The 25,859-nt window shown below is 35.4% G+C and carries 20 protein-coding genes; 2 read left to right on the top strand and 18 right to left on the bottom strand.

Features of this window, described 5'->3' with window-relative positions; genetic code table 11:
- Positions 1-4 precede the first annotated feature (4 nt).
- The 14 genes from R2Q16_RS00415 to R2Q16_RS00350 form a co-directional block, all read right to left on the bottom strand.
- Entirely contained in the window at positions 5-2,917 is a 2,913-nt protein-coding gene (locus tag R2Q16_RS00415; protein WP_316734478.1) for a TonB-dependent receptor, read from the bottom strand.
- A 279-nt stretch (positions 2,918-3,196) separates the two neighbouring features.
- Positions 3,197-5,095: a 7TM diverse intracellular signaling domain-containing protein gene (locus R2Q16_RS00410; protein WP_316734477.1), complete on the bottom strand. Its 1,899-nt coding sequence runs from the start codon at positions 5,093-5,095 to the stop codon at positions 3,197-3,199.
- A gap of 38 nt (positions 5,096-5,133) precedes the next feature.
- Complete coding sequence (locus tag R2Q16_RS00405; RefSeq protein WP_316734476.1) at positions 5,134-6,462, bottom strand: HAMP domain-containing sensor histidine kinase; 1,329 nt, start codon at positions 6,460-6,462, stop codon at positions 5,134-5,136.
- 70 nt (positions 6,463-6,532) lie between these two features.
- Positions 6,533-7,210 (bottom strand): response regulator transcription factor, encoded by a 678-nt coding sequence (locus R2Q16_RS00400; protein WP_316734475.1) that lies wholly within the window; start codon positions 7,208-7,210, stop codon positions 6,533-6,535.
- Between the two features lie 117 nt (positions 7,211-7,327).
- On the bottom strand, positions 7,328-8,530 hold the full coding sequence (locus tag R2Q16_RS00395) for an aspartate aminotransferase family protein (protein ID WP_316734474.1): 1,203 nt from the start codon (positions 8,528-8,530) through the stop codon (positions 7,328-7,330).
- Positions 8,531-8,601: 71 nt separating this feature from the next.
- Positions 8,602-9,036: a hypothetical protein gene (locus R2Q16_RS00390; RefSeq protein WP_316734473.1), complete on the bottom strand. Its 435-nt coding sequence runs from the start codon at positions 9,034-9,036 to the stop codon at positions 8,602-8,604.
- A 13-nt stretch (positions 9,037-9,049) separates the two neighbouring features.
- The gene (locus tag R2Q16_RS00385) at positions 9,050-9,700 is read right to left on the bottom strand and encodes a hypothetical protein (protein WP_316734472.1); all 651 of its coding nucleotides are present in this window, start codon (positions 9,698-9,700) and stop codon (positions 9,050-9,052) included.
- Positions 9,701-9,733: 33 nt separating this feature from the next.
- On the bottom strand, positions 9,734-10,294 hold the full coding sequence (locus tag R2Q16_RS00380; protein WP_290241075.1) for an RNA polymerase sigma factor: 561 nt from the start codon (positions 10,292-10,294) through the stop codon (positions 9,734-9,736).
- 417 nt (positions 10,295-10,711) lie between these two features.
- Entirely contained in the window at positions 10,712-11,668 is a 957-nt protein-coding gene (locus R2Q16_RS00375; protein WP_316734471.1) for a transketolase family protein, read from the bottom strand.
- 89 nt (positions 11,669-11,757) lie between these two features.
- Positions 11,758-12,603 (bottom strand): transketolase, encoded by an 846-nt coding sequence (locus R2Q16_RS00370; RefSeq protein ID WP_316734470.1) that lies wholly within the window; start codon positions 12,601-12,603, stop codon positions 11,758-11,760.
- Positions 12,604-12,660: 57 nt separating this feature from the next.
- Positions 12,661-13,125: a thioredoxin-dependent thiol peroxidase gene (gene bcp / locus R2Q16_RS00365; RefSeq protein ID WP_316734469.1), complete on the bottom strand. Its 465-nt coding sequence runs from the start codon at positions 13,123-13,125 to the stop codon at positions 12,661-12,663.
- 83 nt (positions 13,126-13,208) lie between these two features.
- Positions 13,209-14,951, bottom strand: a complete 1,743-nt coding sequence (locus tag R2Q16_RS00360) for a M23 family metallopeptidase (protein ID WP_316734468.1) — start codon at positions 14,949-14,951, stop codon at positions 13,209-13,211.
- A gap of 4 nt (positions 14,952-14,955) precedes the next feature.
- Positions 14,956-15,567, bottom strand: coding sequence for a fumarylacetoacetate hydrolase family protein (locus R2Q16_RS00355; RefSeq protein ID WP_316734467.1), 612 nt, complete (start codon positions 15,565-15,567; stop codon positions 14,956-14,958).
- Between the two features lie 79 nt (positions 15,568-15,646).
- Entirely contained in the window at positions 15,647-16,096 is a 450-nt protein-coding gene (locus tag R2Q16_RS00350; RefSeq protein WP_316734466.1) for a T9SS type A sorting domain-containing protein, read from the bottom strand.
- Between the two features lie 346 nt (positions 16,097-16,442).
- Between R2Q16_RS00350 and R2Q16_RS00345 the strand changes: the two genes are divergently transcribed.
- Positions 16,443-18,419 carry a KUP/HAK/KT family potassium transporter gene (locus tag R2Q16_RS00345; RefSeq protein WP_316734465.1) on the top strand — a complete coding sequence of 659 codons (1,977 nt, stop codon included), beginning with the start codon at positions 16,443-16,445 and terminating at the stop codon, positions 18,417-18,419.
- A 541-nt stretch (positions 18,420-18,960) separates the two neighbouring features.
- Here the strand turns inward: R2Q16_RS00345 and R2Q16_RS00340 are convergent.
- Both R2Q16_RS00340 and R2Q16_RS00335 read right to left on the bottom strand, forming a co-directional pair.
- Positions 18,961-19,152 carry a hypothetical protein gene (locus R2Q16_RS00340; protein ID WP_316734464.1) on the bottom strand — a complete coding sequence of 64 codons (192 nt, stop codon included), beginning with the start codon at positions 19,150-19,152 and terminating at the stop codon, positions 18,961-18,963.
- A gap of 484 nt (positions 19,153-19,636) precedes the next feature.
- Positions 19,637-21,586 carry an amino acid permease gene (locus R2Q16_RS00335; protein ID WP_316734463.1) on the bottom strand — a complete coding sequence of 650 codons (1,950 nt, stop codon included), beginning with the start codon at positions 21,584-21,586 and terminating at the stop codon, positions 19,637-19,639.
- A gap of 268 nt (positions 21,587-21,854) precedes the next feature.
- Between R2Q16_RS00335 and R2Q16_RS00330 the strand changes: the two genes are divergently transcribed.
- Positions 21,855-23,087 carry an MFS transporter gene (locus R2Q16_RS00330; RefSeq protein ID WP_316734462.1) on the top strand — a complete coding sequence of 411 codons (1,233 nt, stop codon included), beginning with the start codon at positions 21,855-21,857 and terminating at the stop codon, positions 23,085-23,087.
- A gap of 69 nt (positions 23,088-23,156) precedes the next feature.
- Here the strand turns inward: R2Q16_RS00330 and R2Q16_RS00325 are convergent, their stop codons facing one another.
- Positions 23,157-24,863, bottom strand: a complete 1,707-nt coding sequence (locus R2Q16_RS00325; protein WP_316734461.1) for a M3 family oligoendopeptidase — start codon at positions 24,861-24,863, stop codon at positions 23,157-23,159.
- Positions 24,864-24,989: 126 nt separating this feature from the next.
- Positions 24,990-25,847, bottom strand: coding sequence for a UbiA-like polyprenyltransferase (locus R2Q16_RS00320; RefSeq protein ID WP_316734460.1), 858 nt, complete (start codon positions 25,845-25,847; stop codon positions 24,990-24,992).
- Positions 25,848-25,859 lie beyond the last annotated feature (12 nt).

The following is a 25,859-nucleotide window of genomic DNA, read 5'->3' as shown; positions in this document are numbered from 1 at the left end:
AATCTTAAAATCCAACATTAATACCAAATAATATACTTCTAGATTGCGGATAAGTACCATAATCTACACCCATAGATGGGCCATTTGCTGAATTTACGTTCACTTCTGGATCTAAACCTGAATAATTTGTAAACGTTAATAAGTTATATCCTGTAGCAAATAAGGTTAGCTTGCTCATTTTTAATTTTTCTAATACTGAAGAACCAAAACTGTAAGATAATGTAGCTGTTTTTAAACGTAAGTAAGAAGCATCTTCAACGAATCGACTTGAGGTTAATGAGTTTTCTGAGCTACTTCTAAGTGCTTTAGGAATATTTGTGATTTGGCCAGGAGTTGTCCATCTGTTTAAAACTGCTGCCGATTGATTTTTGGAATCGAACATACCTTCGATATCAATTCTTGAAGCATTAAATAATTGACTTCCCTGAACACCTTGGAAGAATAAATTCAAATTCCAATTGCCGTAACTTAGGTTATTAGTAACACCGTAAATAAATTTTGGCTGTGCTGAACCAATAAAAGTTCTATCTGCCGGATCTGCTGAACCAGTTACACCGTTACCATTTGTATCTGCATATTGCGCTGCGCCTGTTGCGGGATTTACTCCAGTAAATACGTAACCATAAAAACTGCCAAGTGGCATGCCTTCTACAACGCGTACAGCTGCATCACGTTCATATATTCCTGCAAAATCTAATGATTTAGTGGTACTACCCAGATTGGTTACTTTGTTACGATTAATCGATAAATTTAAATCTGTCGTCCATTTGAATTTCTCACGGTCGAAATTTTTAGTCGATAAAACAAATTCCAGACCTTTGTTTTCCATCGCACCAATGTTATAAGCTTGGCTGCCAAAACCAGATGATGGAGGCAATTGAACGTTAATTAAAAGATCGTCAGTTTTCTTCAAGTAAGCATCAGCAGCAAAAGTAATTCTACTATTAAACATGCTTAAATCTAACCCAATGTTAGTTTGAGTAGTTTTCTCCCACGATAGATTATTATTAGCTGGATTCTGCAAGTTGTATTCACCTTGAGCATTTACACTGTAAAGTTTCAAATAGGCATAATCTCCAATACCCTCATCGTTACCAACTTTACCCCAGCTACCACGAAGTTTTAAATCGTTAATAGTTTTGCTCTCTTTCATAAAGTTTTCTCCCGAAATTCTCCAACCTGCAGAGAATGACGGGAAGTAACCAAAACGATTTTCTTTAGCAAATCTTGATGAACCATCTGCCCTGAAATTAGAGCTGAATAAGTATTTACTATCGTAAGCGTAAGTAACACGAGCAAGGTAAGATTGCTTACTCCATTGCGCTCGTTGAGGAATTGTTAAGGCCACAGATGGTGCTGTAGGATTGCCATTTGTATCGTAAAAACGAGTTAATTCATTATTACTGTATCTGTAATCAGAAGATTGTAAAGTGTAACCACCTGTTGCAGTAAAAGCATTTTTACCAATGTTTTTGGTATAGTTTAAGATGTTTTCGTTTAGCCAAACATGGTCTTTAGTGGTGTTATCTCTGTAAACGCCTCTTTCCTGGCGACCATAAGTTGTCAAGAAATTATCTGTAAAATAGCGATAAAAATTTCTGTTAGAATTTGTGCTAATTGTTGATTTAAAGAACAAATCTTTCGTGAAATTTACTTGCGCACCAAAAGCACCAATAAATCTGAAATTACGATTTCTATTATTCGAACCAAAAGCTAAGGCTAAAGGATTATCCCAACCACCTGCATTTGGAATGGTTGTATACTGACCATTGCTTTCAAAAATGCCAATTGTTGGTGGAGTGGTTAATGCGCCAAGAATAACGCCCCCACGCGAAACGCTGCTATTATCGCCAACATCGATAGATGTGCTTGAGGTTAACACCGCATTTCCAGTTAGTTTTAACCAAGGGGTTATGTTTTGAGTACCATTAAAATTTGCAGTTAACCTATCTAATTTTGCTGGGGCAACTACACCTTTATCTTGTTGGTAACCCGTAGAGAAATAGTATTGGCCACCTTTTACACCACCAGAAATTGATGCCTGATATTGGTTTTGAGTACCTGTTTTGAAGGTTTCTTTCTGCCAATCAGTATTATTAGTACCGCCAAAAGTAGTATAACCTAATTCTCTCATCAAAGATGTGTATTGTTCGCCATTTAGCACATCTTGAGTTTGCCAAAAATTAGAAAAACCAGTAAATGCATTAAACGCAACTTTTAATTTGCCAGCACTTCCTTTTTTTGTTGTGATAAGCACCACGCCATTTGCTCCGCTAGAACCATAAATTGCTGCCGCAGAAGCATCTTTTAAAATGGTCATAGTTTCGATGTCGTTAGCATTTAAGAAACTTGCATCTCTCGAAGTAACGCCGTCAATTACATAAAGTGGGCTATTAGATGCTGTTATAGATGTGTTACCACGAATACTGATAGAAATGCCTGCACCAGGTTTACCAGATTGAGAACTTACCTGAACACCAGCAGCACGACCTTGAATTGCTTGTAACGGGTTTGTAATCGGTTGGTTTTCTAAATCTTTTGAGGATACAGAAACTACCGCTGTTGTTAAATCCTTTTTAGTGGTTGTTCCGTAGCCAATAACCACAACTTCATTTAATTGTTGGTTATCATCAGCCATTGTAATTGTTAGCGATGTCCGGTTACCGATAGATTCTTCGATTGGTTTGTAGCCAATGTAAGAGAGTTCTAGAATTGAATTTTGTGGAACTGAAATAGAAAATGTCCCATTATCTGCTGTAGAAGCACCTAGGTTTGTTCCTTTTACTTTTACCGAAACTCCAGGTATCGGCTGACCCTTTTGATCTTTAACCACACCCTTCACGGTAATATTCTGGGCCATACTTAGTGATACAGCACAAAGAAAAAATACCATAAGCAACGTAAATTTTTTTCTCATAATTTTTTGGTTGTTAATATTATTATGAGGTAAAGTTAATGATGATTAAATGTTAAAAACAAGTTTTTTGAATGTTAATTATAGTGTAACTTGCTGATTTGTAAGTGTTTGTTTGTTTTTTGATACGCTTTGATACCGTAGGCTTTTGTACATGCTTTCTGTTGATAATCAGCTGATAAGGAGGTTTAATATGGAAGGCTTCGGATAGAGTTTTATACGCTATAATACCAATTAAATTATTTTAGAAAATATTAAAATTGTGACGTTAACTGAGGCTATTTATTCAATAACTAATTGGCTCCAGCCATCTTTTCCTGATTTTTTTAGCGTTTTTTTTCTGTCTTCCATTACTTTTTTAATTCTTGCACCGAAAGTCCAGCAAGTACTTTGCCTTATCGTTAATAGCTCAGAAAGCTTATGAGAAGAGATTTTTCCTTTAGATGAATAGATGAGAAAAATAATATAAAATGCTTTATTAATTGGAATACGTGTACCGTGAAAAATGGTATAACTAGTTACCGATTCTTCATAACCACATTTACTACATCGGCGACTGTGTAAAATATGACCATTAAAGAAATTATCATTGCTACATCTCTTACAGTGATAACCTTTACTCCATTTTAATTCTGCCAGAAATTTAAAGCAAGTTTCTTTGTCTGGGTAAATTTTGCTGAATTCCTCAAAATCAACTTCAGTATTCATTACCCTATCACGGCTAACTTTTTCTACATTAATCTGTAACTCCTCGTTATCCTGTTCGAGTAGTGCATTCATTCTCGAAATTTCTTCAGCCTGTTGTTGCAATAATGTATTTACTTCTTCTAAAGCTTGATTTTTACTTTCGATAATTAACGATTTTTGGAAAACTTCTCTTGTGCGCTCCTCAACTTTCGCTTCTAAGTCTCTATTTATCGTATCTTTTAATTTAGCGTTAACGGCCATTTGCCTCATCATTTTTTGCTGTGCCTTATCTCTCGTCTTCTTTAATATCCGAACTTTATCGCCAATGGCGAACGAAAGAAAAATCATCTCCACAACAAAACAAAAGCTTAAGCTGTAATAGGTTATCGCTCCAAAATTTAAAGCGCTAATTCCGAGCATAATTAAAAACTTTAGCAAAAAGCCTGTAAATAAAAAGCTGTAGCCCAACACAAAAAAACGGGCAGGTTTGTAGCCTTGCTTATAAATGTAGATGCCGGTAAAAAATGCTACAGAAAGCGGTATAGCTTCCAGAAATTTATAACTAAATAAAAGCTGGTTGAAAAGAAAGCAATAAATAAAAAAAAGTAGTCTGAAGGCAATTAAACCTAATATTAACGTATTAAGTTTTGGAGCTTTTAATTTAACCAATAAAAGCTCCCTAGTAAATAGTAAGGCAAAAATACTGGTTGCGCACAAAGCAAAAGCATAAGCAACTTCATTCCAGCCCGGAGCATTTGGCCATAGGTATTGATAGGCAATACCATCGGTACTCATCTCAAAAAAACCTAAGCTTAGATTATACAGCACATAATACAGATATTGTTTTTGCCTGATTGCGACATACATTATCAGATTGTAAAAACTGAATACTAATATCATTCCGTAAAAAATGCCAAAAAAGAAATATTCATCCAGTGCATAAGAAATAAACCAATCAGCGGTTCTTAGTACAATGATGATATCCGAAATCTGTGAAGATTTTATTTTGAAATAATAAGTTTGAGCATCGGTACCATTATTTTTAATTGGTATTTCGAAGTTTTTATGATTTATTAACCGAGCTTTAAATTTTTTTAAATCACCAAGCGAATCTATTTTATAACTGTTATCATTTTGTGGACTGTAAACTATTATATTATCAATCGTTTGGTCGAAAAATTCAAGTAGAAATGATTTTTCGGCCTTTTGATTTGGCTTTATTTTAATACGGAACCAATACGTTTTATTCAACTGTTTGGTTTGGGGTGTACTGCTAAGATTATCCTTGAAAATAGATTCGAATGCTGAACTTTTAATCTGTTCGAAAGAAAATTTATCGGTTGGGTCTTCGATAATTTGTATTTCATTGAAAGTAAAAATGTGCTGCGGAATTGAATCCTGTATTTCTACAATCTTTTGTGCTTTTAATTCATTCTGAAATAGAATAAAACAAGTTAGCAGAGATATACTTTTGAAAAATGATTGCAAAGACATGGGTTGAAAGGTACGAAATTGTAGCCATCTGGTAAATACTATGAATTCAGGGTTTTCTCAGGAGAAAAAACTAAAGTTATGCTTGTTCCCTCCCCGATATCTGATTCGATTTCGATTTCAATCTTATGGAATTTGGCAATACTTTGCACAATTGCCAGGCCTAAACCAAAACCATGTTCTTCCGTATTGCCACGTTTGAACCTGTCAAAAGCGTCTTCCAACAATTCTTTAGCCATGCCAACCCCGCTATCGCTAATCTTAATTAAATAATTTTTGTTTTTTATTTTATCCGTAATATCAATTCGTCCACCTTGCTTATTATATTTTATTGCGTTATTGATGATGTTAACTAGCAAAGTATGAATTAATGCTTTATTTCCTATGAATCTAAAATCGGTATTTACCTTTTGGTTGTAGTTTATTCCTTTGTCAAGAATTCTATCTTCAAGGTCTTCATAAATATCACTTAATTCTTCTATAAGGTTGATTTCTTCGGTTTTTAAGTATTGGTTATTTTCAACTTTTGAGATAAGCAGCAAACTATTTATGATAAATTTTAAACGATTGAGGGTTTTAAGCGAAGCGAAGATTTTGTTTTCGTGCTCAACAGGTATTTGAGGCGTGTTTAGCATATTTTCAAATCGCGTACTCAAAACCGAAATTGGGGTAAGTAATTCGTGCGACACATTTGCGATAAACTGCTTTTCTAATAAAAAAAGTGTATTTATTCGTTTCATTAACGTATTCACGCTGTTATCTAAAATTTTGAAATCATCTGTATTGGTTGGGATATTTTCGTAATTATATAGCATTGGGTCATTAACCCGATTTATTTTTTTATCAATAATTAAATAAAAAGGCTTTAACAGGAAGTTTGTAAAGGCAAAATCGGTAACAAGCGTAATCAGCAAAGAAATAACCAAGACAATGAGCATGTAAAACCGAATGTAGTTTTTTATGCCCTCTAACGCAGTCATACTTTCGCCAAGTTCAAGTTTATACCAATTTTTGTGGTACTGAAATTTATAATTCAATATTCTGTAAAACTCAATATCGCCCTCAATTTCTCGCTTTTCGGTAATGATATTGGCGGGGGCATTATTTTGCTTATCATCAATATCAGTTAATATGATGAACTCTTCTTTTAGTATGTTGTAATCGGTGAAACTTTCCTGATTGCTCAGTAGACTATCAATTTCCTTTTTGTCAAGATGTTCGATAATTCTCGCTTTCTTCTTTAGTAAACGGTTATCGAGCTGGTTGTAAGCAATTTTATCAAGTGAAAACAAAATAATAGCACCCAAAACTAAAATAATGGCAATTTTAGTAATGGCGTTATATAATGAAAACTTAACTTGTAACTTCATTTTTAAGGGAAAAGTAAAATGGATGATGTAAAAGGTGAAGGTAAATCAATCGTTAAACTTTTCAACTTCCTCAGCAATTTATTCTGTAACCAATACTTCTAACCGTTTCAAACCAATCGATAGGATTAACAGCTGCTAATTTTTTACGAAGGTTTTTTACATGCACATCGACAAAATTAGAATCAGAATTCACCTCCAAAATATCGCCCCAAACGTGTTCTGTTAAACTCATTCTGGAAACTACCCGGTTTTTATTCAATACCAGATAATTAAAAATCTCGAATTCTTTTTTGGTAAGGTTTAGCCTTTCCTCTCCGAATGATACGCTTCGATTTTGAATATTGAAGGCAAAACCATGAATGTTTACCTCGTTTTTCTCTAATTTATGTTTTCTACGGATGATTGCATGCATTCTTGCCAACAATTCGTTAAGCGAAAACGGTTTTGGTAAATAATCATCTGCACCTTCATCTAAACCTTTAATTCTATCGTCAACCGCACTTCTTGCCGTTAAAATAATTACAGCATCATCTCTATCTTTAAGCGATTTAAGTTGCTTCAAAACCTCAAAACCATCACCATCAGGCAAGCCTAAATCAAGTAAAATAAAATCGTAACCGTTTACAAAAATTTTTTCTTCTGCTGATGCTTTTTTCCAGGCATGCTCAATAATAAAACCTTCTTTACTCAGAAATTCATTCATTTCAAGCGCCAGGCTTTTCTCATCTTCAACTATTAGTACGTTCATTTTAGTATCGAGTATTTAGTATCAGGTATCAAGATGTAGGACGATAATTTGGTTGCTCGTCTTCTGTTTCTTATTTCAACTTGCAGCATTTAGTTTTAAGCTTAGTCTTTCAGCTTTTTACTTTCGTCTTTCGCCCACAACTAAATTAATATTTTTAAGAATTATACTGCAAGCTTCTTCAATTTCTTCTTTCGAAATAATTAACGGAGGTGCAATTCGCATAGAATTGCTGCAATGCAGAAACCAATCTGATAAAACACCATCTAAAATGCAGGCATCAATAATTTTTTTATTGATTTCGAAATTCTCGAATTCTACAGCCAGCATCAAACCTGTTCCTCTGATTTCTTTAATTGCCGGATGAACCAGTAAACTCTTGAAAAGTTGACCTTTTTCTTCAACTTCATCAACAATATGGTTATCTACCAACGTTCGCAAAGTAGCTAAACCTGCCGCACAACAAACCGGGTGACCGCCAAAAGTTGTCATATGGCCGAGAATAGGGGAGTGCGAAAGCACCGACATAATTTCCAACGAGCTGATAAAGGCACCAATTGGCATTCCGCCGCCTATGCCTTTAGCTAAAAGTAACACATCAGGAATCACATTATAATGTTCAAAAGCAAACATTTTTCCGCTTCTGCCGAAACCCGATTGAATTTCATCAAAAATTAATAGCGTTCCGGTTTCTGTACATTTTGTTCTTAAAGCTTGCATGTAATCTAAATCTGCAACCCGTATTCCGGCCTCGCCTTGAATGGGTTCAATAAATACAGCAGCGATATCTGTGGTGATTTTTTCTAAATCACTCAATTTATTATGTTCTATAAAGCTAACATTTGGTAAGAATGGTCCGTAACCTGATGAATAAAAATCGCTTTCCATTAAGCTTTCTGCACCTTGCGTACTACCGTGATAAGCATTTCTACAAGCGATAAAACCTTTTCTTCCTGTATAGCGTTTTGCTAATTTCATTGCGCCTTCAACTGCTTCAGTTCCTGAGTTAAGAAAATAGGTACAGCTTAAGCTTTCAGGTAAAATATCAGCCAAGGCTTTAGCGAAGTTTACCTGTGGGGTTTGAACATATTCGCCATAAACCATTAAATGCATATAAGTTTCAGCTTGCTCCTGTATAGCTTTAACCACAGCTGGATGGCAGTGCCCAACGTTACTAACGCCAATACCGGCAATAAGATCTAAATGTTTTTTATCTGCTGAATCGTAAATGTAAACACCTTTTGCCCTTACAAATTCGAGCATTAAAGGTTCGGGAGAGGTTTGGGCATTGTGTTGTAAAAACAACTGGCGTTGTGTAAGCATAACGCAAAAGTACGGAAATGTAAATTTCCGTTATAATAAAAAAGACCTTGCATTTTGCAAGGTCTTTTTTATTATTGTTTATCTCTAAACCTATTCAGCAACTCTCGTTTAAAGGCTTCCTGCGCTCTGTAATATTTTCCAACCGTTTTAATTGGCAAAGCAGACTTTAATTTATAGTAGTATTTCTTTTCTAAATTCAAATCCCTCTGGCGAAAGTCAAACTCACTGGTGATTAAACTTTGAACTTGTGCATCACTTAAATTATCAATCTCATCTACTTTTCTAAACGAAATCATTTTTTGAAAACGTTCTTTACGTAGCGTAGCCTGTTCTGCCTGCATATCGTTATAGATTGGCCAGAATACTTTGGCTTCATCAGCCGATAAATCTAATTTTTTAGTAAAAAAGGCAATCTTTAACGATTCTATTTCTTCACCTTTTGGTCTCTGCGCCCAAAGTATTGATGGTAACATTAACATTAAAGCGGCAAAAAATAAATTCTTCATTTCTATATTAATTTTATAATTCCTGAGCTAAATCTGTTGATGAATAATTACTCAGTATGTAGTTTTCCATTTCTGTATCTGAGGCAGAAACATTCGTTTTTATTGATTTATTTTGCGTTTCAACATGCTCAATAATTGTGCTTTCGTCAATATCGTAAAGCATTGCTTCATTTGCCATTTCAGCAGATTGTATTTGAGCATTTGTGGTTGCAATTGTTTGGTTATTTTGATAGAAATACACACCAAAAGATGCTATTAATACAAAACATGCCGCGCTAGCGTATTTAACAAAACCTCTTTTCCATAAAGGAATTACCTTAGCTTCTTTAGGTGTTATTTCCTCGAGTGCAATTTTACTATTTATACGGCTTTGTAGCGTTTCGAAATAGTTTTCCGGTACGGCAAAACCTTTTGGTAAATTAATGGCTTCGAGTGCAATTCTGGTTTCGATTAATTCCGTTAATTCTTCAAAATAATTCGTTGGAACTTCAAACGCATTTTCACTCGTTTTCTGCTTTAAACTATCTAGAAAAACCTGATTCAAAAGTTCCTGTTCACAATTTTCGAAATATCCATTCGGAACTAAAAACGGATTGCGCTTAACCATTGTTGCAAGCATTGGCGCATCCTTAATCCAGTCGTTATTTTCTAAATTATCATTCATCACTGTTATATGATATAATAAATGTGAAAAGGTTTAATAGTCAATCTCATCATTTGTAATAAAAGCCTCAATTTTTTTTGCAGCAATATGAAATGATGCTTTTAAGGCTCCTACGGATGTACCGAGCACTTCAGAAATTTCTTCATATTTCATATCATCGAAGTATTTCATATTGAAGATTATTCTCTGTTTCTCTGGAAGTGTAAGAATTGCCTTTTGTAATTTCAACTCTAACTTATCTCCGTTAAAATAAGATGAAGCCACTAAATTATCTGCAAGTTCTGACGAAACCTCGTCTAATGGGGTATTATTTTTTTGCTTTTGTTTGTTTAGAAAAGTAATGGATTCATTTGTTGCAATGCGATAAATCCAGGTGTAAAGCTGAGAATCACTTCTAAATTTATCCAGGTTTTTCCAAACTTTTACAAAAACTTCCTGAATCAAATCGTCACAATCATCGTGGTTTAGAACCAACCTGCGAATGTGCCAGTAAATTTTTTGCTGATATTTTTTTAATAACAAGTTAAAGGCTTCATTTCGAGTGCGCTCAACGGCGAACATGGCAAGAATTTCTGAATCTTCAACTTGTTTCATTAATCGGATTTTGATGTTGTGGCGTTTTAAAAACGCTTTAGCTAACTAATCAGTAAATTTTTTGAAAATGTAGGTTATTATTTCTTCGATAACTGTAGTCCTGCTTTTCGTTACAAGTCCGCTCCCGAGAAAATCGGGATTGCGGGCTTTTCACTTCAATCAGGTTTATTTAACTGCGGTTAGTATAAAAATACTATTCGCCAAATGCTTTTGGTGTAGAAATGTTGTTTCTAAACCCGACAGAAGCGGCAGCTCCCGATTTAAGCACTGTACTATTGTTTTTAATTGTGTGCTTGCTTGTTTCACAGGTTTCATCGGGACTAGAGCAAATGGCGGGATTAAAGAATCCAAGAATTTCTGTACGCTCATTTTCAAATAACAAACGCCCAAATATTACAAATGGGCGTTCGCTATAATTTATTTCTTTCTGCCAATAACTTTTTGAGCAGCTTCTACAATATTCACTGCATCTAAACCATATTTAGACATTAATTGGTCTGGTGTTCCGCTTTCGCCAAAAGTATCGTTAGTTGCAACAAACTCTTGTGGCGCTAGAAATTCTGTTGTCAGCAAACGGGCAACACTTTCGCCTAAACCGCCAAATTTATTATGTTCTTCGCAAGTAACCACGCAACCTGTTTTCTTAACCGATTTTAAGATGGCTTCATCATCCAAAGGTTTAATGGTGTGTATATTTATAATCTCAGCATCTATACCAAGTTCGGCTAATTTCTCGCCAGCTTCAATCGCTTTCCAAACCATATGGCCTGTTGCAATTATGGTAACATCAGTGCCTTCGTTCACCATCCAAGCTTTACCAATCTCAAATTTTTGATCAGGATCTGTAAACACAGGAATAACCGGGCGACCGAAACGTAAATAAACAGGTCCTTCGTATTCTGCAATAGCCATTGTTGCAGCTTTGGTTTGGTTATAATCGCAAGGATTAATAACCACCATGCCTGGCAACATTTTCATCAAACCTATATCTTCTAAAATCTGGTGTGTTGCACCATCTTCGCCTAAAGTTAAGCCAGCGTGAGAAGCACAGATTTTAACATTTTTATTTGAATAAGCTACTGATTGGCGAATCTGATCGTAAACACGACCTGTAGAGAAATTTGCAAAAGTACCAGTAAATGGAATTTTGCCTCCAATAGTCATACCCGCTGCAATACCAATCATGTTTGCCTCTGCAATACCAACTTGTGTAAAACGCTCCGGAAAATCTTTAATAAAAGCATCCATTTTTAATGAGCCAACTAAATCGGCACAAAGTGCAACAACGTTCTCATTTTTCTTTCCAGCTTCATGTAAGCCAGCTCCAAAACCCGAACGTGTATCTTTTTTTTCTGTATATGTGTATTTTTTCACAATGTCTTTATTTATTGTTTGTCGTTTTTCGTCCTTCGTTTTCTGTTCTCCGTTTAATACTTTAAACTTTCTACTCTAAACTTTCAACTTTAATAATCTCCTAATGTTTCAGGTAACTGCGCTAATGCTGCGGCAAGTTGCTCATCATTTGGCGCTGTACCATGCCATTTGTGTGTACCCATCATATAATCTACACCAGCACCCATTTGTGTGCTCATTAAGTTTAAGATTGGTTTACCTTTTCCGGTTAAGGTTTTTGCATAATGTAAACCTTCTACAATCGCTTTCATGTCGTTACCATCTGTATTGATTACATGCCAACCGAAAGCTTCAAATTTAGCTTGCAGATCATCTAAAGCCAAAACTTTACTCGTTGGGCCGTCAATTTGCTGACCGTTGTAATCAACAGATGCGATTAAATGATCAACCTTATTGAAAGGTGCAAACATTGCTGCTTCCCAGTTCTGTCCTTCTTGTAATTCTCCATCACCTAATAAGGCAAAAACAAGAGATTTATCACCGTTTAATTTTTTAGCTAAGGCGGCACCAATTGCAACAGATAAACCTTGACCTAGTGAACCCGAAGCAATACGAATTCCTGGTAAATGTTCGTGCGTTGTTGGGTGACCTTGTAATCTCGAATCCAACTTACGGAAGGTAGCCAATTCGCTTTTATCAAAGTAACCTGCATGAGCCAATGTACTATACCAAACCGGAGAAATGTGACCATTTGATAAGAAGAATAAATCTTCTCCGTGGCCTTCCATTGTAAAATCTGTTTTGTGATTTAAAACTTCGAAATATAAAGCAGTAAAAAAATCTGTACATCCAAGCGAAGCACCCGGGTGACCAGATTGACATCCGTGAACCATTCTAACGATATCTCGTCTGATTTGCGAGGCAATATCTTCTAGCTCTTTTATTGTATGTTTCATTAAAATATAAGGTTGTTGTTACATAGCAAAGTTAATATTTTACTTGCCATATCATAATTAGTTATTGATTAAATCGAGTACTTGTTGAGTAGCATTTTTTGTGTCAACTTTTTTAATAATGTGCGAGATTTTTCCATCGCCATCGATAATAAAAGTAGTACGAACGGTACCCATATATTTTTTGCCATACATGTTTTTCTCTGCCCAAACGCCGTAATCATTTACAATTTTCTGGTCGGTATCAGCAAGTAGGGTAAAAGGTAGACTATGTTTTGTAATAAATTTTTGGTGAGATTTTTCATCATCAACACTTACGCCAAGCACAACAATGTCTTTTGCTAATAAACCTTGATAATTATCTCTGAAATCGCAGGCTTCTGCGGTACAACCAGGTGTATCATCCTTTGGGTAAAAATATAAAACAACCGTTTTTCCTTTATAATCACTTAAGGAAATCTGCTCGCCTTTTTCGTTTTTTGAGGTGATTGCCGGAGCAATGTCACCTTCCTTTAATTCTGCCATATATTTATATGATTGATTGTATTGTTATGCAATTTAGTAATATAACAACGAATTGAGGATTAGGTTAGCCTAAAATACTAAGGCTACCTAAAAAATGACACAGAATAACGTTTGATGTTATTTTTCGTGTCGTCTACAACAAGTTCTAAAGTGTGTTTACCCGAGCTTGTTCGTTCGTCAAAGCTGTGCCATAAAGTAGCTGTCTTTGCATCAAATTCCATTAAAACCCACTTGCCATCTATGTAGCCGTTAAAGCTTTTTAGGCCTGAAAGATTATCACTGATTTTGAAAAAGATTTTTGAAAGTCCTGCCATATTTTTTCCTTCCGAAATATTCGTTGGAATGATGCGTGGCGCAATGGTATCAACCGCAATGTAAAAACTACCAAAGTTTCTTGGATTTGCCTTAATAAATCCGTTAACAAAACTTCCGCCTTGCGATGAACCATTTGTGTTTACAATCAATGCCTTTTCTCTAAGTTCTTCCGGTAAATTATCGGCCCTTATCGATAATTCAAAACCGGTATGCAATGGCGTATAGCGATTATGGATTTGGTGGATGTTTGACCAGGCATTGCCTGCTGGTTTAGGCATTTTTTTGTAGCTGAAATTTAAATCATTATATAAAGTTCCCATTAGGAAAACAACTTTTATTTCATCATTATTAAATTCATTTAGCTTATTATAACTAAAATTAACTCCTGCCGGAATACTGGTTACAGCTGGTGCGGAAGCACCCGAATGCACAGAAAATGATAATGTTGAAGCATTTCCCTTTGAGTCAGTTATGATATATTTTAATTGATGAATTTCTCCGTCGATGAAATTAATTTTTCCGCTATTTACCAAATTGCTGTAAATGCTTAAGGGATTTCCTGGCTCGACAAAACTTTTTTGAATGCTACGTTTTGTGTTTAAAAAAGTAGGATAATCGATATGCGAATTAATCGCTTTGCTGTCTTCGAAAGCGAATCGTTCTAGTGCCGATGTATAAACCAATTTTCCATCCAGTTCTAATTGTATAGAATAAACACCATTTAAACCCGATAAGCCACTATGTCTATCTGTGGTCACTATTCCAAAACCAATCTCGCCGACTAAACTTACCGGCGCATTTGCTTTATAAACGCCACCACCACCACCACTTATTGCAATTGCCTGCTTAGGTGTGTTTTCTGTAAATGGCTTGCCATTTAACTTGTAAGCATACAAACTATAAATTACAGGAGGGATGTTATCTGGAATATCGATCCCAAAAAACTGCGGATTAATGGTTTCCTCTGTTTTGCTATCTCTAATTTCAAAATGCAAATGCGGACCGCCCGAGCTACCGCGATTTCCAGACCAAGCAATCACTTCGCCTTTACGAACCGGAATTAGGGTTTCATTTGGAAACTCATCAATTTCAAAGGATTTTTTTTCGTATTCTAAGTTTTTTACAATTGTTGCAATTTTTGGAGCAAAACGCTGAACGTGTCCATAAACAGATGTAAAACCATTTGGGTGATTAATGTAAAGTGCTTGTCCGAAGCCACTATTTTGAACTCGTAAACGCGAAACATAACCATCGGCTACGGCATAAACCGGGTAACCTTCTCGCTGATTGGTTCTGAAATCAATACCCGAGTGAAAGTGATTGCCTCTGATTTCGCCAAAAGAGCCAGCCAAAGCAGGAGGGGTAATATCCAAAGGCTGTCTGAAATAGGTTAAGGGATATTTGTTGTTGCTAAAAATTTGTTGGGCAAATACGGTAGTGCTCGAAGTTAAAATGTAAACAAGTAGAGTCGCGAATAAAGATTTATTTCTGATATTTTTTATAATGCGCATCCGATTATTTTACCTCAAAATTTAAAAGTTGTTTGCCTTCTAACCAAGCCTCTAATTTATCGCCTTTGTTAACTTTACCAACACCTTCAGGCGTTCCCGTAAAAATCAAATCGCCTTTTTTTAAGGTGATGTATTGCGATACGAAACTTATTATCTTCTCGAACGAGAATAAAAGGTCTTTGGTATATCCTTTTTGTTTGGTTTCGCCATTAAGTTGAAGCTCAAAGTTTAAGTTATACATGTCTTCAAAATCTGTTTTAGGTAAGAAATTGCTTACTGGTGCAGAATTGTCAAAAGCTTTTGCAAGTTCCCAGGGCAAGCCTTTTTCTTTATGCTTAGATTGAATGTCTCTCGCTGTAAAATCGATGCCTAAACCAATTTCATCATAATAATTTGAAGCAAACTTTTCGGCAATATGTTTTCCTTCTTTACAAACTTTTAAAACAACTTCCAGTTCGTAATGTACATCGTTAGAAAATTCAGGGTGATAAAATGGCTTGTTATCTTTTAGTAGAGCTGTATCTGGTTTTAAGAAAATAACTGGCGTTGTTGGAACGGGATTATTTAATTCTTTTGCATGTTCGGCATAATTTCGGCCGATGGCTATGATTTTCATTCTAAATTATTTGAGATAGTGAAATTGAGATTTTGAAGAAAATCTCCTGAACAACCCAAAAATAGAAAAGATATTGATGTTATAAAACTGAGATTCGTTTTATCTGATATTCAGCGCCGGCAATAACCCTTAGAAAGTAAATACCTGCATTTAATCTGCTTGGAATATTAAAGCTTTTGGTTTGCTCCCCAGAGTTTAAACGTTCGTTTGCTAAGGTTACCACCTCGTTACCCAACAAATCAATAATCTTAATCGTTACTAAAGTGTCTTTATTTAATGATAAAATAATGTTCAACTGGTCTTCAACCGGATTTGGATAAATTTTAACAATCGTCAATAATTTATCTTTCGATGCAACGCTGGTTGCTTTTGGGTTTGTACCCGAATAAGAATTGAACATTCCAGCACCATTAATTTGTGTGTAAAGTGGTTTGTATGGCTGAATGTTAGCCTTTATTTCAGGAATTTTACTGCTTTTTTTTGCCTTTGATTTAAGGCTAAAACGAATACTATCTGATTGCTGAGCCAAAGATTTTACGCTACAAAACATTAGCATGCAAAACATGCATGTAATATTTGTGAGAAGCATTATCTTTGGGTAGAGTTTCATCAAATTGTATAGCAAATGTATTAATTTAATACAAAGAAATTAAACATTTTATTTAAACAGATTATTTTAACACAATTTAACAATAAATTTTGTTTTTTTACGTATCAGGTTTTTTCTTTGAATAGAAAAACGTTTTAGAAAACCTTTAAGGGCTTGTTTCAAACGTTTGGGATTTTTAGCTTCTATAGTGTTAAAAATACACAATAAATTGGTTGTTAAATTGTTATAGTTAGTTTACTTTTGCCGCACTAAAATTATTAACGAAGTGTCAAATCATAAAAATGTAAATGCGCTAACAGCTGGCGGAGTTTTGATAAGTTTAGGTATTGTTTTTGGCGATATCGGTACTTCTCCTTTATACACTCTGAAGGCAATTTTTAAAACAGCAAAGGAAATTGCTGAAACAAGCCATGCTGCTGGTCCGTACATTAATCCCGATTTAGTTCTTGGAGCCTTATCCTGCGTAATATGGACACTTACCTTACAAACTACAATTAAGTACGTAATGATTACCCTTCGAGCTGATAACAGAGGTGAGGGTGGCATTTTCTCACTTTACTCGTTAGTGCGTAAAAAGGCGAAGTGGTTGGTTATTCCCGCAATTATTGGTGGGGCAGCCTTGCTCGCTGATGGCATGATTACCCCAAGTATTACCGTTACATCAGCAATAGAAGGTTTAAAACTCAAATTTCCAACCGTTTCAGTACTGCCAATCGTTATAACCATTATTGCGCTTTTATTTATTATTCAGCAATTTGGAACAAACTTGGTTGGTAAGCTTTTTGGTCCAATTATGTTTCTATGGTTCGCGGCTTTAGGGGCTGCAGGTTTAAATCAGATTATTCACGATCCATCTATCTTCAAGGCTTTAAATCCATATTATGCTATTCATTTACTGGTTACAAATCCGGGGGCGCTAGCCATTTTAGGTGGTGTATTTCTATGTACTACTGGAGCGGAGGCTTTGTATTCAGATTTGGGGCATTGCGGTAAACAAAATATTCGTGTAAGCTGGATTTTTGTTAAAGCCATGCTTATCTTTAATTATCTTGGTCAGGGTGTTTGGGTGTTGAAAAATCCAAATTACGACCCTCACTTTGTAAATCCTTTCTTTGAATTAGTGCCTCCGGGAATGGTACTTTACATGGTTGCATTGGCTACAACTGCTGCGGTAATTGCTTCACAAGCGATGATTTCGGGTTCATTTACGTTAATATCTGAAGCTGTTCGTTTAAACCTTTGGCCTAAAGTGCGCATCAATTATCCAAGTGTTCAAAAAGGACAATTATATGTGCCATCCATTAACTGGTTGCTTTGTATCGGCTGTATTATTATCGTTTTAATTTTTAAACGTTCTGATGATATGGAGGGTGCTTACGGTTTAGCCATCAACCTAACCTTCTTAATGACAACCGTTTTGGTTGCCGTTTACATGCTTAGAAAAAAATTCCCGAAATACATTATCGTTATTTTTGTGGTAGTTTATGGTGCAATTGAGTTAGCATTCTTAACCGGTAATCTATTCAAATTTGTACACGGTGGTTGGGTAACCTTGTTAATTGGTTGTGCTTTACTAAGCGTAATGTGGACCTGGTATAACTCTCGCAAGATTAAAAACCGCTTTGTTAAATACGTTGAAATTGAAGATTACTATCAGATTTTAAGCGAGTTAAGTAGCGATGAATCTGTTCCGAAATATTCATCTCAATTGGTTTACTTAACAAGTGCAAACTTCAAAACAGAAATCGAATCGAAGATAATTTACTCCATTATTCAAAAAGAGCCAAAACGTGCCGATGTTTATTGGTTGGTACACGTTGATGTAATGGATGAGCCTTATACCCTCGATTATAAAGTAGAATTCCTGATTCCAGGCAAGCTAATCCGTATCGATTTTAGGTTAGGTTTTAGAATTGAGCAAAGGGTAAATTTACTTTACCGTAAGGTTGTGGAAGAACTTGTAAAAAATGGCGAAATCGATATTACAAGTCAGTATACATCGTTAAACAAACATAAAATAGCAGGCGATTTCCGTTTCGTGCTTTTAGAAAAACATTTATCAAAGTTTACAAATCTAAGTTTTTACGAGCGTACAGTGATGGATTACTATTTCATACTTAAGAAATTGAGTTTATCGGAAGAACGAAGTTTTGGTTTGGATAGTAGTTATGTTGATGTAGAAAAAGTACCATTAATATTTGTTACACCAGACGATATAGAGCTGCACAGATTACCAGTTTAAAGTGAGGAAATATTTATTAATTGTGGCGATATGCCTCTTCCTATTAGGACCTATCGCAAAAATTCTAAAATGGAATTATAGCGATAATTATATGATTGCCTCATTTGCCGGACTTGGCGTAATTACGATAATGGCCTTTATTAAAAAGAAATAACCGATTTTATTAGAGTCTCTTAATTATATTTAGGAGACTTTTTTATTTTGGTTCCGTCATTTCGACCGAAGTGGAGAACCATGAAGTGCTTAACGAAGCTAAATCTTTTTAAGTTATATGTATAATTAAGCATTTAATTTACTGAATTAATTGGAGCGCAAAGCAAGCATTCCTTGGCAAATCTGTTCCCGCCAATGCTCCAATCTTTTGGCTAAAATTTGTGCATTTTTAGAATGCAAGTGCTACCAAAAGTATTTCCGCGAATGTCGGGGCTAGAAACAAAGTTTGTTTTCTAACCATAATTTTTTCATTGTGTAGGATTGGTTATTCCATAAAAAAAGGTTTCCGGAATTTCCGGAAACCTTTTTTTAAAGCTCAACTTTAAGCTTACATTTTTGGCATGCTGTCTTGTTTAGTGGTATCAGTCATCATCGTATCGGCACCCATGCTCATAGATGTATCAGCCATAGTGCTATCAACCATTGTAGAATCAGCAGCATCTGCTTTTTTTTCCGAGCAAGCAGCAATTGTTAAACTTAAAGCTAAAGCAACGAAGCTTAATTTGAATAAATTTTTCATGGTCTTTTGTTTTTGTTGTTAAATTTTTATCTGTTGACTGAAAATGAATACATCGGGAAATAAAAAGGTAACCCAACAGATATTGATAATCAAACGATTATTCCTGAATAGAGTTGTTTAAGGTATTTCTTCCAGATTTTGCCATGAAAACTATGTAGGCTATAAAAAAAGACTAAGCTTTAGCAGTTTTTAATGCGGATTTATGATTTCCAGGCATTTCGTACCTGAAATAAAGTGAATCTTTAATTCCATAAATAGGAGAAATGAAGCTAATTTAAAAGGAAATGAAAATTCTACGGCTAAAGGTTCAGCCATAATTGAAGTCCTTTGTATTTAAACCCGATTGCACCAAATAGCTCCCGATTTAGGCAGCTAAATTGATTTTTTTGAACAAACTTTAGCATTGCACAGGTTTCATCGGGACTATTGGTAAAAGCGGGACTAAAACCCTCAAAGCAATACAAAACAGTCATTTCCAAAAAAATTAGTGTAGCTCTTTCGCTAGTTTACTGTTCTTATATCCATAAGCAAAGTAAACAACCAAACCAATTACCAGCCAAATTCCGAAGCCAATCCAGTTTGAAATTCCGAGTTCACACATCATATACAAGCAACTAATTAAACCTAAAACGGGTATTAGTGAAAGGTTTTTAGTGATGCAGTAATAACAAATAATAACACAAATGATTAAGAAAATCCACATTGGTATTTTATGCTTGAAAAGGCTCCAACCACTTTCGTATTTTTTCTCTATCGTGATTTTTGATGCCGAAATAAACTGTTCATATCTATCAGCAGGTAAACCGCTTAAATAAGATTCTGCATCAACCTTATCGGTTAAAATAATCTGTGGCGCTGCATTTTTAATGATTTCTGTCTTAACGATTTTTAGTTCATCGCCATTTAAAGAGGTAACAAAATTTACAGTTTGAACCGTTTTTGGTGAATTTAAAAAGAATGCTTTTGTTTCTTTTCCGTATTGTGTAAATGAAAATATAATGGCTGCGATAAATGCTATAGGAACAATAAATTTACTGTTTACATAAGGGATTTTAAATTTTCCACGTTGCACATCCGGACGGTTTTGTAGTACCAAAACGCCTGCGCAAACAAGTACAAAAGCAAATAAAGTGCCGATTGAACAAAGGTCGGTTACGATGGTTAAATTCATAAAAAGCGAAGGAACAGCAACGACAAAACCAACTACAATGGTGGCAAATGATGGCGTTTTGTATTTCGGGTGGATTTTCGAGAATGATTTAGGTAATAAACCATCGCGGCTCATGCTCATCCAAATACGTGGTTGCCCCATTTGGAACACCAAAAGTACGCTTGCCATAGCAAAAACGGCACTAACGGCAATAATGCCACTCATTAATTTCAAATCAATCTGATCGAAAACGAATGCTAATGGGTCGCCAACGGCTAAGGTATCAGATTTTACAATTCCGGTTAAAACCAAGGCGATTGCAACGTATAAAATAGTACAAATTATAATAGCCCACATCATTCCACGAGGTAAATCGCGTTGAGGGTTTTTACATTCTTCTGCAGTTGTCGAAATCGCATCGAAGCCGATGTAGGCAAAAAATACAGCTGAAACGCCTTTTAAAACGCCACTAACGCCGTTTGGTGCAAATGGATTCCAGTTTCTAGTATCAACATAAAAAATACCTACGGCCAAAACCAAAAGAATAACTGCAAGTTTTACCACAACCATTGCATTACTTGCATTTCTGCTTTCCTTCATACCACGGTAAATTAGCCAGGTAATTAAAATAATGATGCCAAGTGCCGGAATGTCGGCAACGATATGAAAGCCGCCAATCTGCGGTGCGGTTAACCAAGCATTGTTGGCCAAGGCTGTAGCCGTATCTAAATCGGCAAGGTTTTTCCCTGCAGCCAATAGGGCTTCGGCTTGTTTATGGCCGTTATAAGCGCTTAGATAATCCATTGTCATCCAATCCGGAACATGAATACCATTGATGCCAAGAGCGGGTATTTTTATGGTGGAGAGCAATCCTGTAAAGTAATCGGACCAGGAAATGGCAACTGTAATGTTACCGATGGAGTATTCCATAATGAGCGACCAACCAATTATCCAAGCTACTAATTCGCCGAATGCAACGTAAGAATATGTATAAGCACTACCAGAAACCGGAACCATTGATGCAAATTCTGCATAAGCAAAAGCCGCAAAACTACACGCAACCGCAGTAAAGATAAATAAGAAAATTACGGCTGGTCCACCATCGGCACTAGCCTTACCTATGGTGCTGAAAATGCCTGCGCCGATAATTGCCGCAATACCAAAAGCAGTTAAATCGCGTACGCCAAGGGTTTTATGCAAAGAACTATCATGGTCGCCATAGCCTTTTGCTGCATCTTGTAATATCTTAGAAATAGATTTCTTCCTGAATAGCTTCTCGAACATTTGTTTTGGTTGTTGTATTCCTCAAACTTAAAAAAATATCAGTTAAAAACGTTTAAAGCAGGGTATAAATTTCTTGATACCAATTTATGAATGGATAAATCCATTTTTAAAAAAGCCTAATTATACAGTGAAAGTCAAATTTATTGAATATCTGTTTTCAAACGCAAATTGTTTGAATTGTGTAATTCTGCCCTGCTCCAAAACACTAATTTTGCCGCATATTAAATAAATCAATTGAACTTAATGTTTGATGGAAATTAAAACAATCATGCCCAAAGTAGAAATAAGTAACATAAAATACATCAGACCACAACATCAAGGAATCTCCACAATATTAGCTTTTGCATTGATTCCATTATCTGGTTTTGCGACAGATATTTATATTCCTTCTTTGCCAACAATGGCTGGCGAAATGCAGGTAAGTGATATTCAGGTTCAGTTAACCTTAAGCATATTTCTGATTAGCTATGGAGTAGCACAGCTTTTTATAGGCAGTATTTTAGACAGTTTTGGGCGGTATAAAATCGGACTATATTCACTCTTTATTTTTGCGGTTGCAAGTATAATCGTTGCCATAACCCACAACATTTACCTTATTTATTTAATGAGGATTATCCACGGACTTTCTGTGGGCGCAATTGTGGTGGCCAAAAGGGCTTATTTTGTTGATTTGTTTTCAGGTGATAAACTTAAACATTACCTGAGTTTATTTTCTATTATTTGGTCTACCGGGCCAATTGTTGCGCCATTTATTGGCGGTTATTTGCAAACAGCTTTTGGATGGGAATCAAATTTCCACTTTCTTGCAGGCTTTGCCCTTGTGTTTGCATTACTTGAATTAATATTTAGTGGCGAAACATTAAAACACTTTACCGATTTTCAACTCAAAAAAATTACAGGCATTTATATCAGCATGATTAAAACGACCAGCTTTACATTGGGTATTGTAATGTTGGGCTTGGCTTATTGTATGGTGATGGTTTATAATATGACCGGACCATTTATTATCGAGCATGAACTACACTTTACACCTGTGGTAGCGGGTTACAGTTCTCTTGTTTTGGGTTTTGCCTGGATGGTTGGTGGTTTTATCGGGAAAGCTACAATTAACAAACCTTTCTTTAGAAGATTGATGATTAATAGCTTATTACAGGTTGTTTTTGTACTTCTGATGATCGTTAGCATCAACTTTGTTAACAACCTATGGTCGTTAATCTTTTTTGCATTTATTATTCACATAGGAGCAGGATTTACCTTTAATAATTATTTCACTTTCTGTCTGAGTAAATTTCCTAAAAATGCAGGTATTGCCGGTGGTTTAACTGGAGGGATAACTTACGTAATTGTCTCTTTCTTAAGTTATTCAGTAGTAAATTTAATTCCTGCTAAAGATGAATTAAATTTGAGCCATAGCTATTTGGTAATGATTTTACTTTCTGTTTTTGTGATGTTTCTGATTATGAAAACAAGAAAGAAAGATTCAGCTGAAGCTTTAAATTAGCCTGAAAGATTTAGGCAAAAGAAAAGCCGCAACCATAGTTGCGGCTTTTCTTTTGAAATTATTTTTTATTTAACCAAGTTTCTCTAATTCTTCTTTTACAAAAGCAGCAAGTTCTTTAACATAGTCTGCACTGAAATCGAATTTTATGCCGGCGGTTTCGTAAATTTCATTCATCGGTTTTGTGTAACCTAAAGAAAGTGCGGCCAAATATTGCTCTAAAGCTGTTTGAGGATTTTCTTTATAGTTTTTCCAAACTGCGATTGCTCCTAATTGTGCAATTGCATATTCGATGTAATAAAAAGGAACTTCGAATAAGTGCAATTGCTTTTGCCAAACATTACCGAACTCTTTTTCTAAATCTGTCCAATCGGCAAAGCCTGCTCCAAAGCGGTTGTAAATCTGTTTAAATGTTTCTTCTCTATCTGCAGCTGTGTGGTTTGGATTGGTGTAAATCCAATGCTGAAACTGGTCGATGACAGCAACCCAAGGCAAAGTTTTTAAAACATCAGCTAATTGCTCTTTTTTAGCACGATTTAAATCTTCTGCATTATCGAAATAAACATCCCAATTATCCATAGAAATTAATTCCATGCTCATTGATGCCAATTCTGCAACTTCTGAAGGGCAATGTTTGAAATCGTTTAATTCTAAATTAGCAGTTAAAAATGTATGTATTGCGTGTCCGCCTTCGTGAACCATTGTCGTTAAATCGCGAAGCGAATTAGCAGAGTTCATAAAAATAAATGGAGCACCAGTTTCAGCTAACGGATAATTATAACCGCCCGGAGCTTTACCTTTTCTGCTTTCTACATCAAAAAGATTATTCGCTTTCATGGTTGCAAGCTTGCTTCCTAATTTTTCATCAATAGCATTAAAGCAAGCAATACTTTTATCGATTAACTCTTCACCATTATTAAATGGTTTCAGTGCAGGCTTACCGCTTACACTTACTTCTAAATCCCAAGGTTTTAAGGTTTCTAGAGTTAATGCTTCGCGTCTTTTCTCTGCTTGTTCTTTCAAAATTGGTACAATTTCTTTCTCAATTGCGTTCGCAAAATCGTAGCAGTCTTGTGGGGTATAATCAAAACGACCTAAAGCTTGAAACATGTAATCGCGGTAGTTCTCGAAACCAGCATTCAGTGCAACCTGATTACGTAGTTTTATCAACTCATCGAATAAAATATTTAGATCGTCTTTATCTACAAGTCTTCTTTGCTGAATGGTTTTCCATGCATGCTCACGTATCTCGCGGTTTAAATCTTTAACAAAAATTGAAGCCTGTTCAAGTGTATATTCCTGGCCATTAATTTCAACGCTCATGGAACCAGTTATACCCTGATATTTTTGTTGTTTAACCTGTAATTCGGTAAACAGTTCAATGTTTTCTTCACGATAAAGTTCTAATGCTTTTTTTATAGCTCTGCTGTAAACAAAGTATTTTTCCTTATCCAACTCATCCATATAAGGACTTTCGCTAAATTTCTTGTTTAGTTCGTTAGATAAAGGCGAAATTTTCGGCTCAATCTCTGTTGCGAAATATTGGAAGTTTTTAACCAATTCTTCGTTAGCTGTATCGCAACTCATTTTAATGTATCGCCATGCGAAATCTTCTTCTAAAGCAGCTTCAATTTCCGACCTATCTTTAAGCCATTGCTCTAATTCAGTAGAATTGTTTAGCACACGGTTTTGTAATTCTGCAAAAATTGGTTCTAAGCTTTCCCAAGTGATGTTAAGTTCTTGGGGGATATATCTTCGTGGTTTTTTATTTATAATCATGTTATTAGTTATTGAATTGAGAATGATTGACTGGTTGGATGAATAAGTTTGTCTTTCGTTTAAAGATTGCTTCGTGCCTCGCAATGACGAGTTTTTGTAAATCCACTCATTCTATCATTTACTAATCTATTTCGTTCTTATGTATGCATCTATTAAAAAGCATATTGCAAATACTACTGATGCGTAACCGTTTAATGTCTGGAAAGCCCGGTTAACTCTGCTAATGTCGTTAGGTTTTACAAGCAGGTGCTGGTATATCAACATCGAACAGAAAAACACTATTCCAACATAATAAACCCAGCTAAATGTTGTAAAAAACACAGGCAGGATAACGCATGCAGCAGAAAAAATATGCAGTAAAACAGAAACGTTCAGTGCATTTTTTATGCCAAGAGCCGATGGAATTGAATGTAATTTTTCTGCTCTGTCGAAATCTTCATCCTGCAAGGCATAAATGATGTCGAATCCACTTACCCAAAATAGAACGGTGAATGAATATAAAACGGGTACGATGGCAAATTGTCCAGTTACGGCAACATATGCACCAATAGGTGCAAGTGCCAAACCCAGGCCTAAAACCAAATGGCAAAGTGCCGTGAAACGTTTAGTGTAACTGTAAAATAATACAACAAATAACGCTATTGGCGATAAAGACAGGCAAAGCGGATTAATAAAATAGGTAGTTACAGCAAATAATATACAGTTTACGATAACAAAAATCAGCGCTTCACGGGCAGAAACTTTACCAGCCGGAATGTCACGCATTTTAGTGCGTGGATTTTTAGCATCGATGTTTCTATCCAAATATCGGTTGAAAGCCATTGCCGAATTACGAGCAAAAACCATACATAGCAATACTAAAATCAGTTTATACCAGGAGAAAGGATTATCTGTTGTTGTTACGCCCAGAAAGAATCCGATCATAGCAAATGGTAGTGCAAAAACGGAGTGCGCAAATAAAACGAGTGAGAAGTATTTTTTCATTAATAACAGGGT

Origin of the sequence: Pedobacter aquatilis, from assembly GCF_032678425.1 — a bacterium.
Lineage (GTDB): Bacteria > Bacteroidota > Bacteroidia > Sphingobacteriales > Sphingobacteriaceae > Pedobacter > Pedobacter aquatilis_B.
This window is presented reverse-complemented; position numbering and strand designations above follow the sequence as displayed.

Excerpts from the sequence above, each read along its gene's own strand:
- R2Q16_RS00415 (WP_316734478.1), bottom strand. The coding sequence starts at position 2,917 with ATGAGAAAAAAATTTACGTTGCTTATGGTATTTTTTCTTTGTGCTGTA.
- R2Q16_RS00410 (WP_316734477.1), bottom strand. The coding sequence starts at position 5,095 with ATGTCTTTGCAATCATTTTTCAAAAGTATATCTCTGCTAACTTGTTTT.
- R2Q16_RS00405 (WP_316734476.1), bottom strand. The coding sequence starts at position 6,462 with ATGAAGTTACAAGTTAAGTTTTCATTATATAACGCCATTACTAAAATT.
- R2Q16_RS00400 (WP_316734475.1), bottom strand. The coding sequence starts at position 7,210 with ATGAACGTACTAATAGTTGAAGATGAGAAAAGCCTGGCGCTTGAAATG.
- R2Q16_RS00395 (WP_316734474.1), bottom strand. The coding sequence starts at position 8,530 with ATGCTTACACAACGCCAGTTGTTTTTACAACACAATGCCCAAACCTCT.
- R2Q16_RS00390 (WP_316734473.1), bottom strand. The coding sequence starts at position 9,036 with ATGAAGAATTTATTTTTTGCCGCTTTAATGTTAATGTTACCATCAATA.
- R2Q16_RS00385 (WP_316734472.1), bottom strand. The coding sequence starts at position 9,700 with ATGAATGATAATTTAGAAAATAACGACTGGATTAAGGATGCGCCAATG.
- R2Q16_RS00380 (WP_290241075.1), bottom strand. The coding sequence starts at position 10,294 with ATGAAACAAGTTGAAGATTCAGAAATTCTTGCCATGTTCGCCGTTGAG.
- R2Q16_RS00370 (WP_316734470.1), bottom strand. The coding sequence starts at position 12,603 with ATGAAACATACAATAAAAGAGCTAGAAGATATTGCCTCGCAAATCAGA.
- bcp (WP_316734469.1), bottom strand. The coding sequence starts at position 13,125 with ATGGCAGAATTAAAGGAAGGTGACATTGCTCCGGCAATCACCTCAAAA.
- R2Q16_RS00360 (WP_316734468.1), bottom strand. The coding sequence starts at position 14,951 with ATGCGCATTATAAAAAATATCAGAAATAAATCTTTATTCGCGACTCTA.
- R2Q16_RS00355 (WP_316734467.1), bottom strand. The coding sequence starts at position 15,567 with ATGAAAATCATAGCCATCGGCCGAAATTATGCCGAACATGCAAAAGAA.
- R2Q16_RS00340 (WP_316734464.1), bottom strand. The coding sequence starts at position 19,152 with ATGAAAAATTTATTCAAATTAAGCTTCGTTGCTTTAGCTTTAAGTTTA.
- R2Q16_RS00335 (WP_316734463.1), bottom strand. The coding sequence starts at position 21,586 with ATGTTCGAGAAGCTATTCAGGAAGAAATCTATTTCTAAGATATTACAA.
- R2Q16_RS00330 (WP_316734462.1), top strand. The coding sequence starts at position 21,855 with ATGCCCAAAGTAGAAATAAGTAACATAAAATACATCAGACCACAACAT.
- R2Q16_RS00325 (WP_316734461.1), bottom strand. The coding sequence starts at position 24,863 with ATGATTATAAATAAAAAACCACGAAGATATATCCCCCAAGAACTTAAC.
- R2Q16_RS00320 (WP_316734460.1), bottom strand. The coding sequence starts at position 25,847 with ATGAAAAAATACTTCTCACTCGTTTTATTTGCGCACTCCGTTTTTGCA.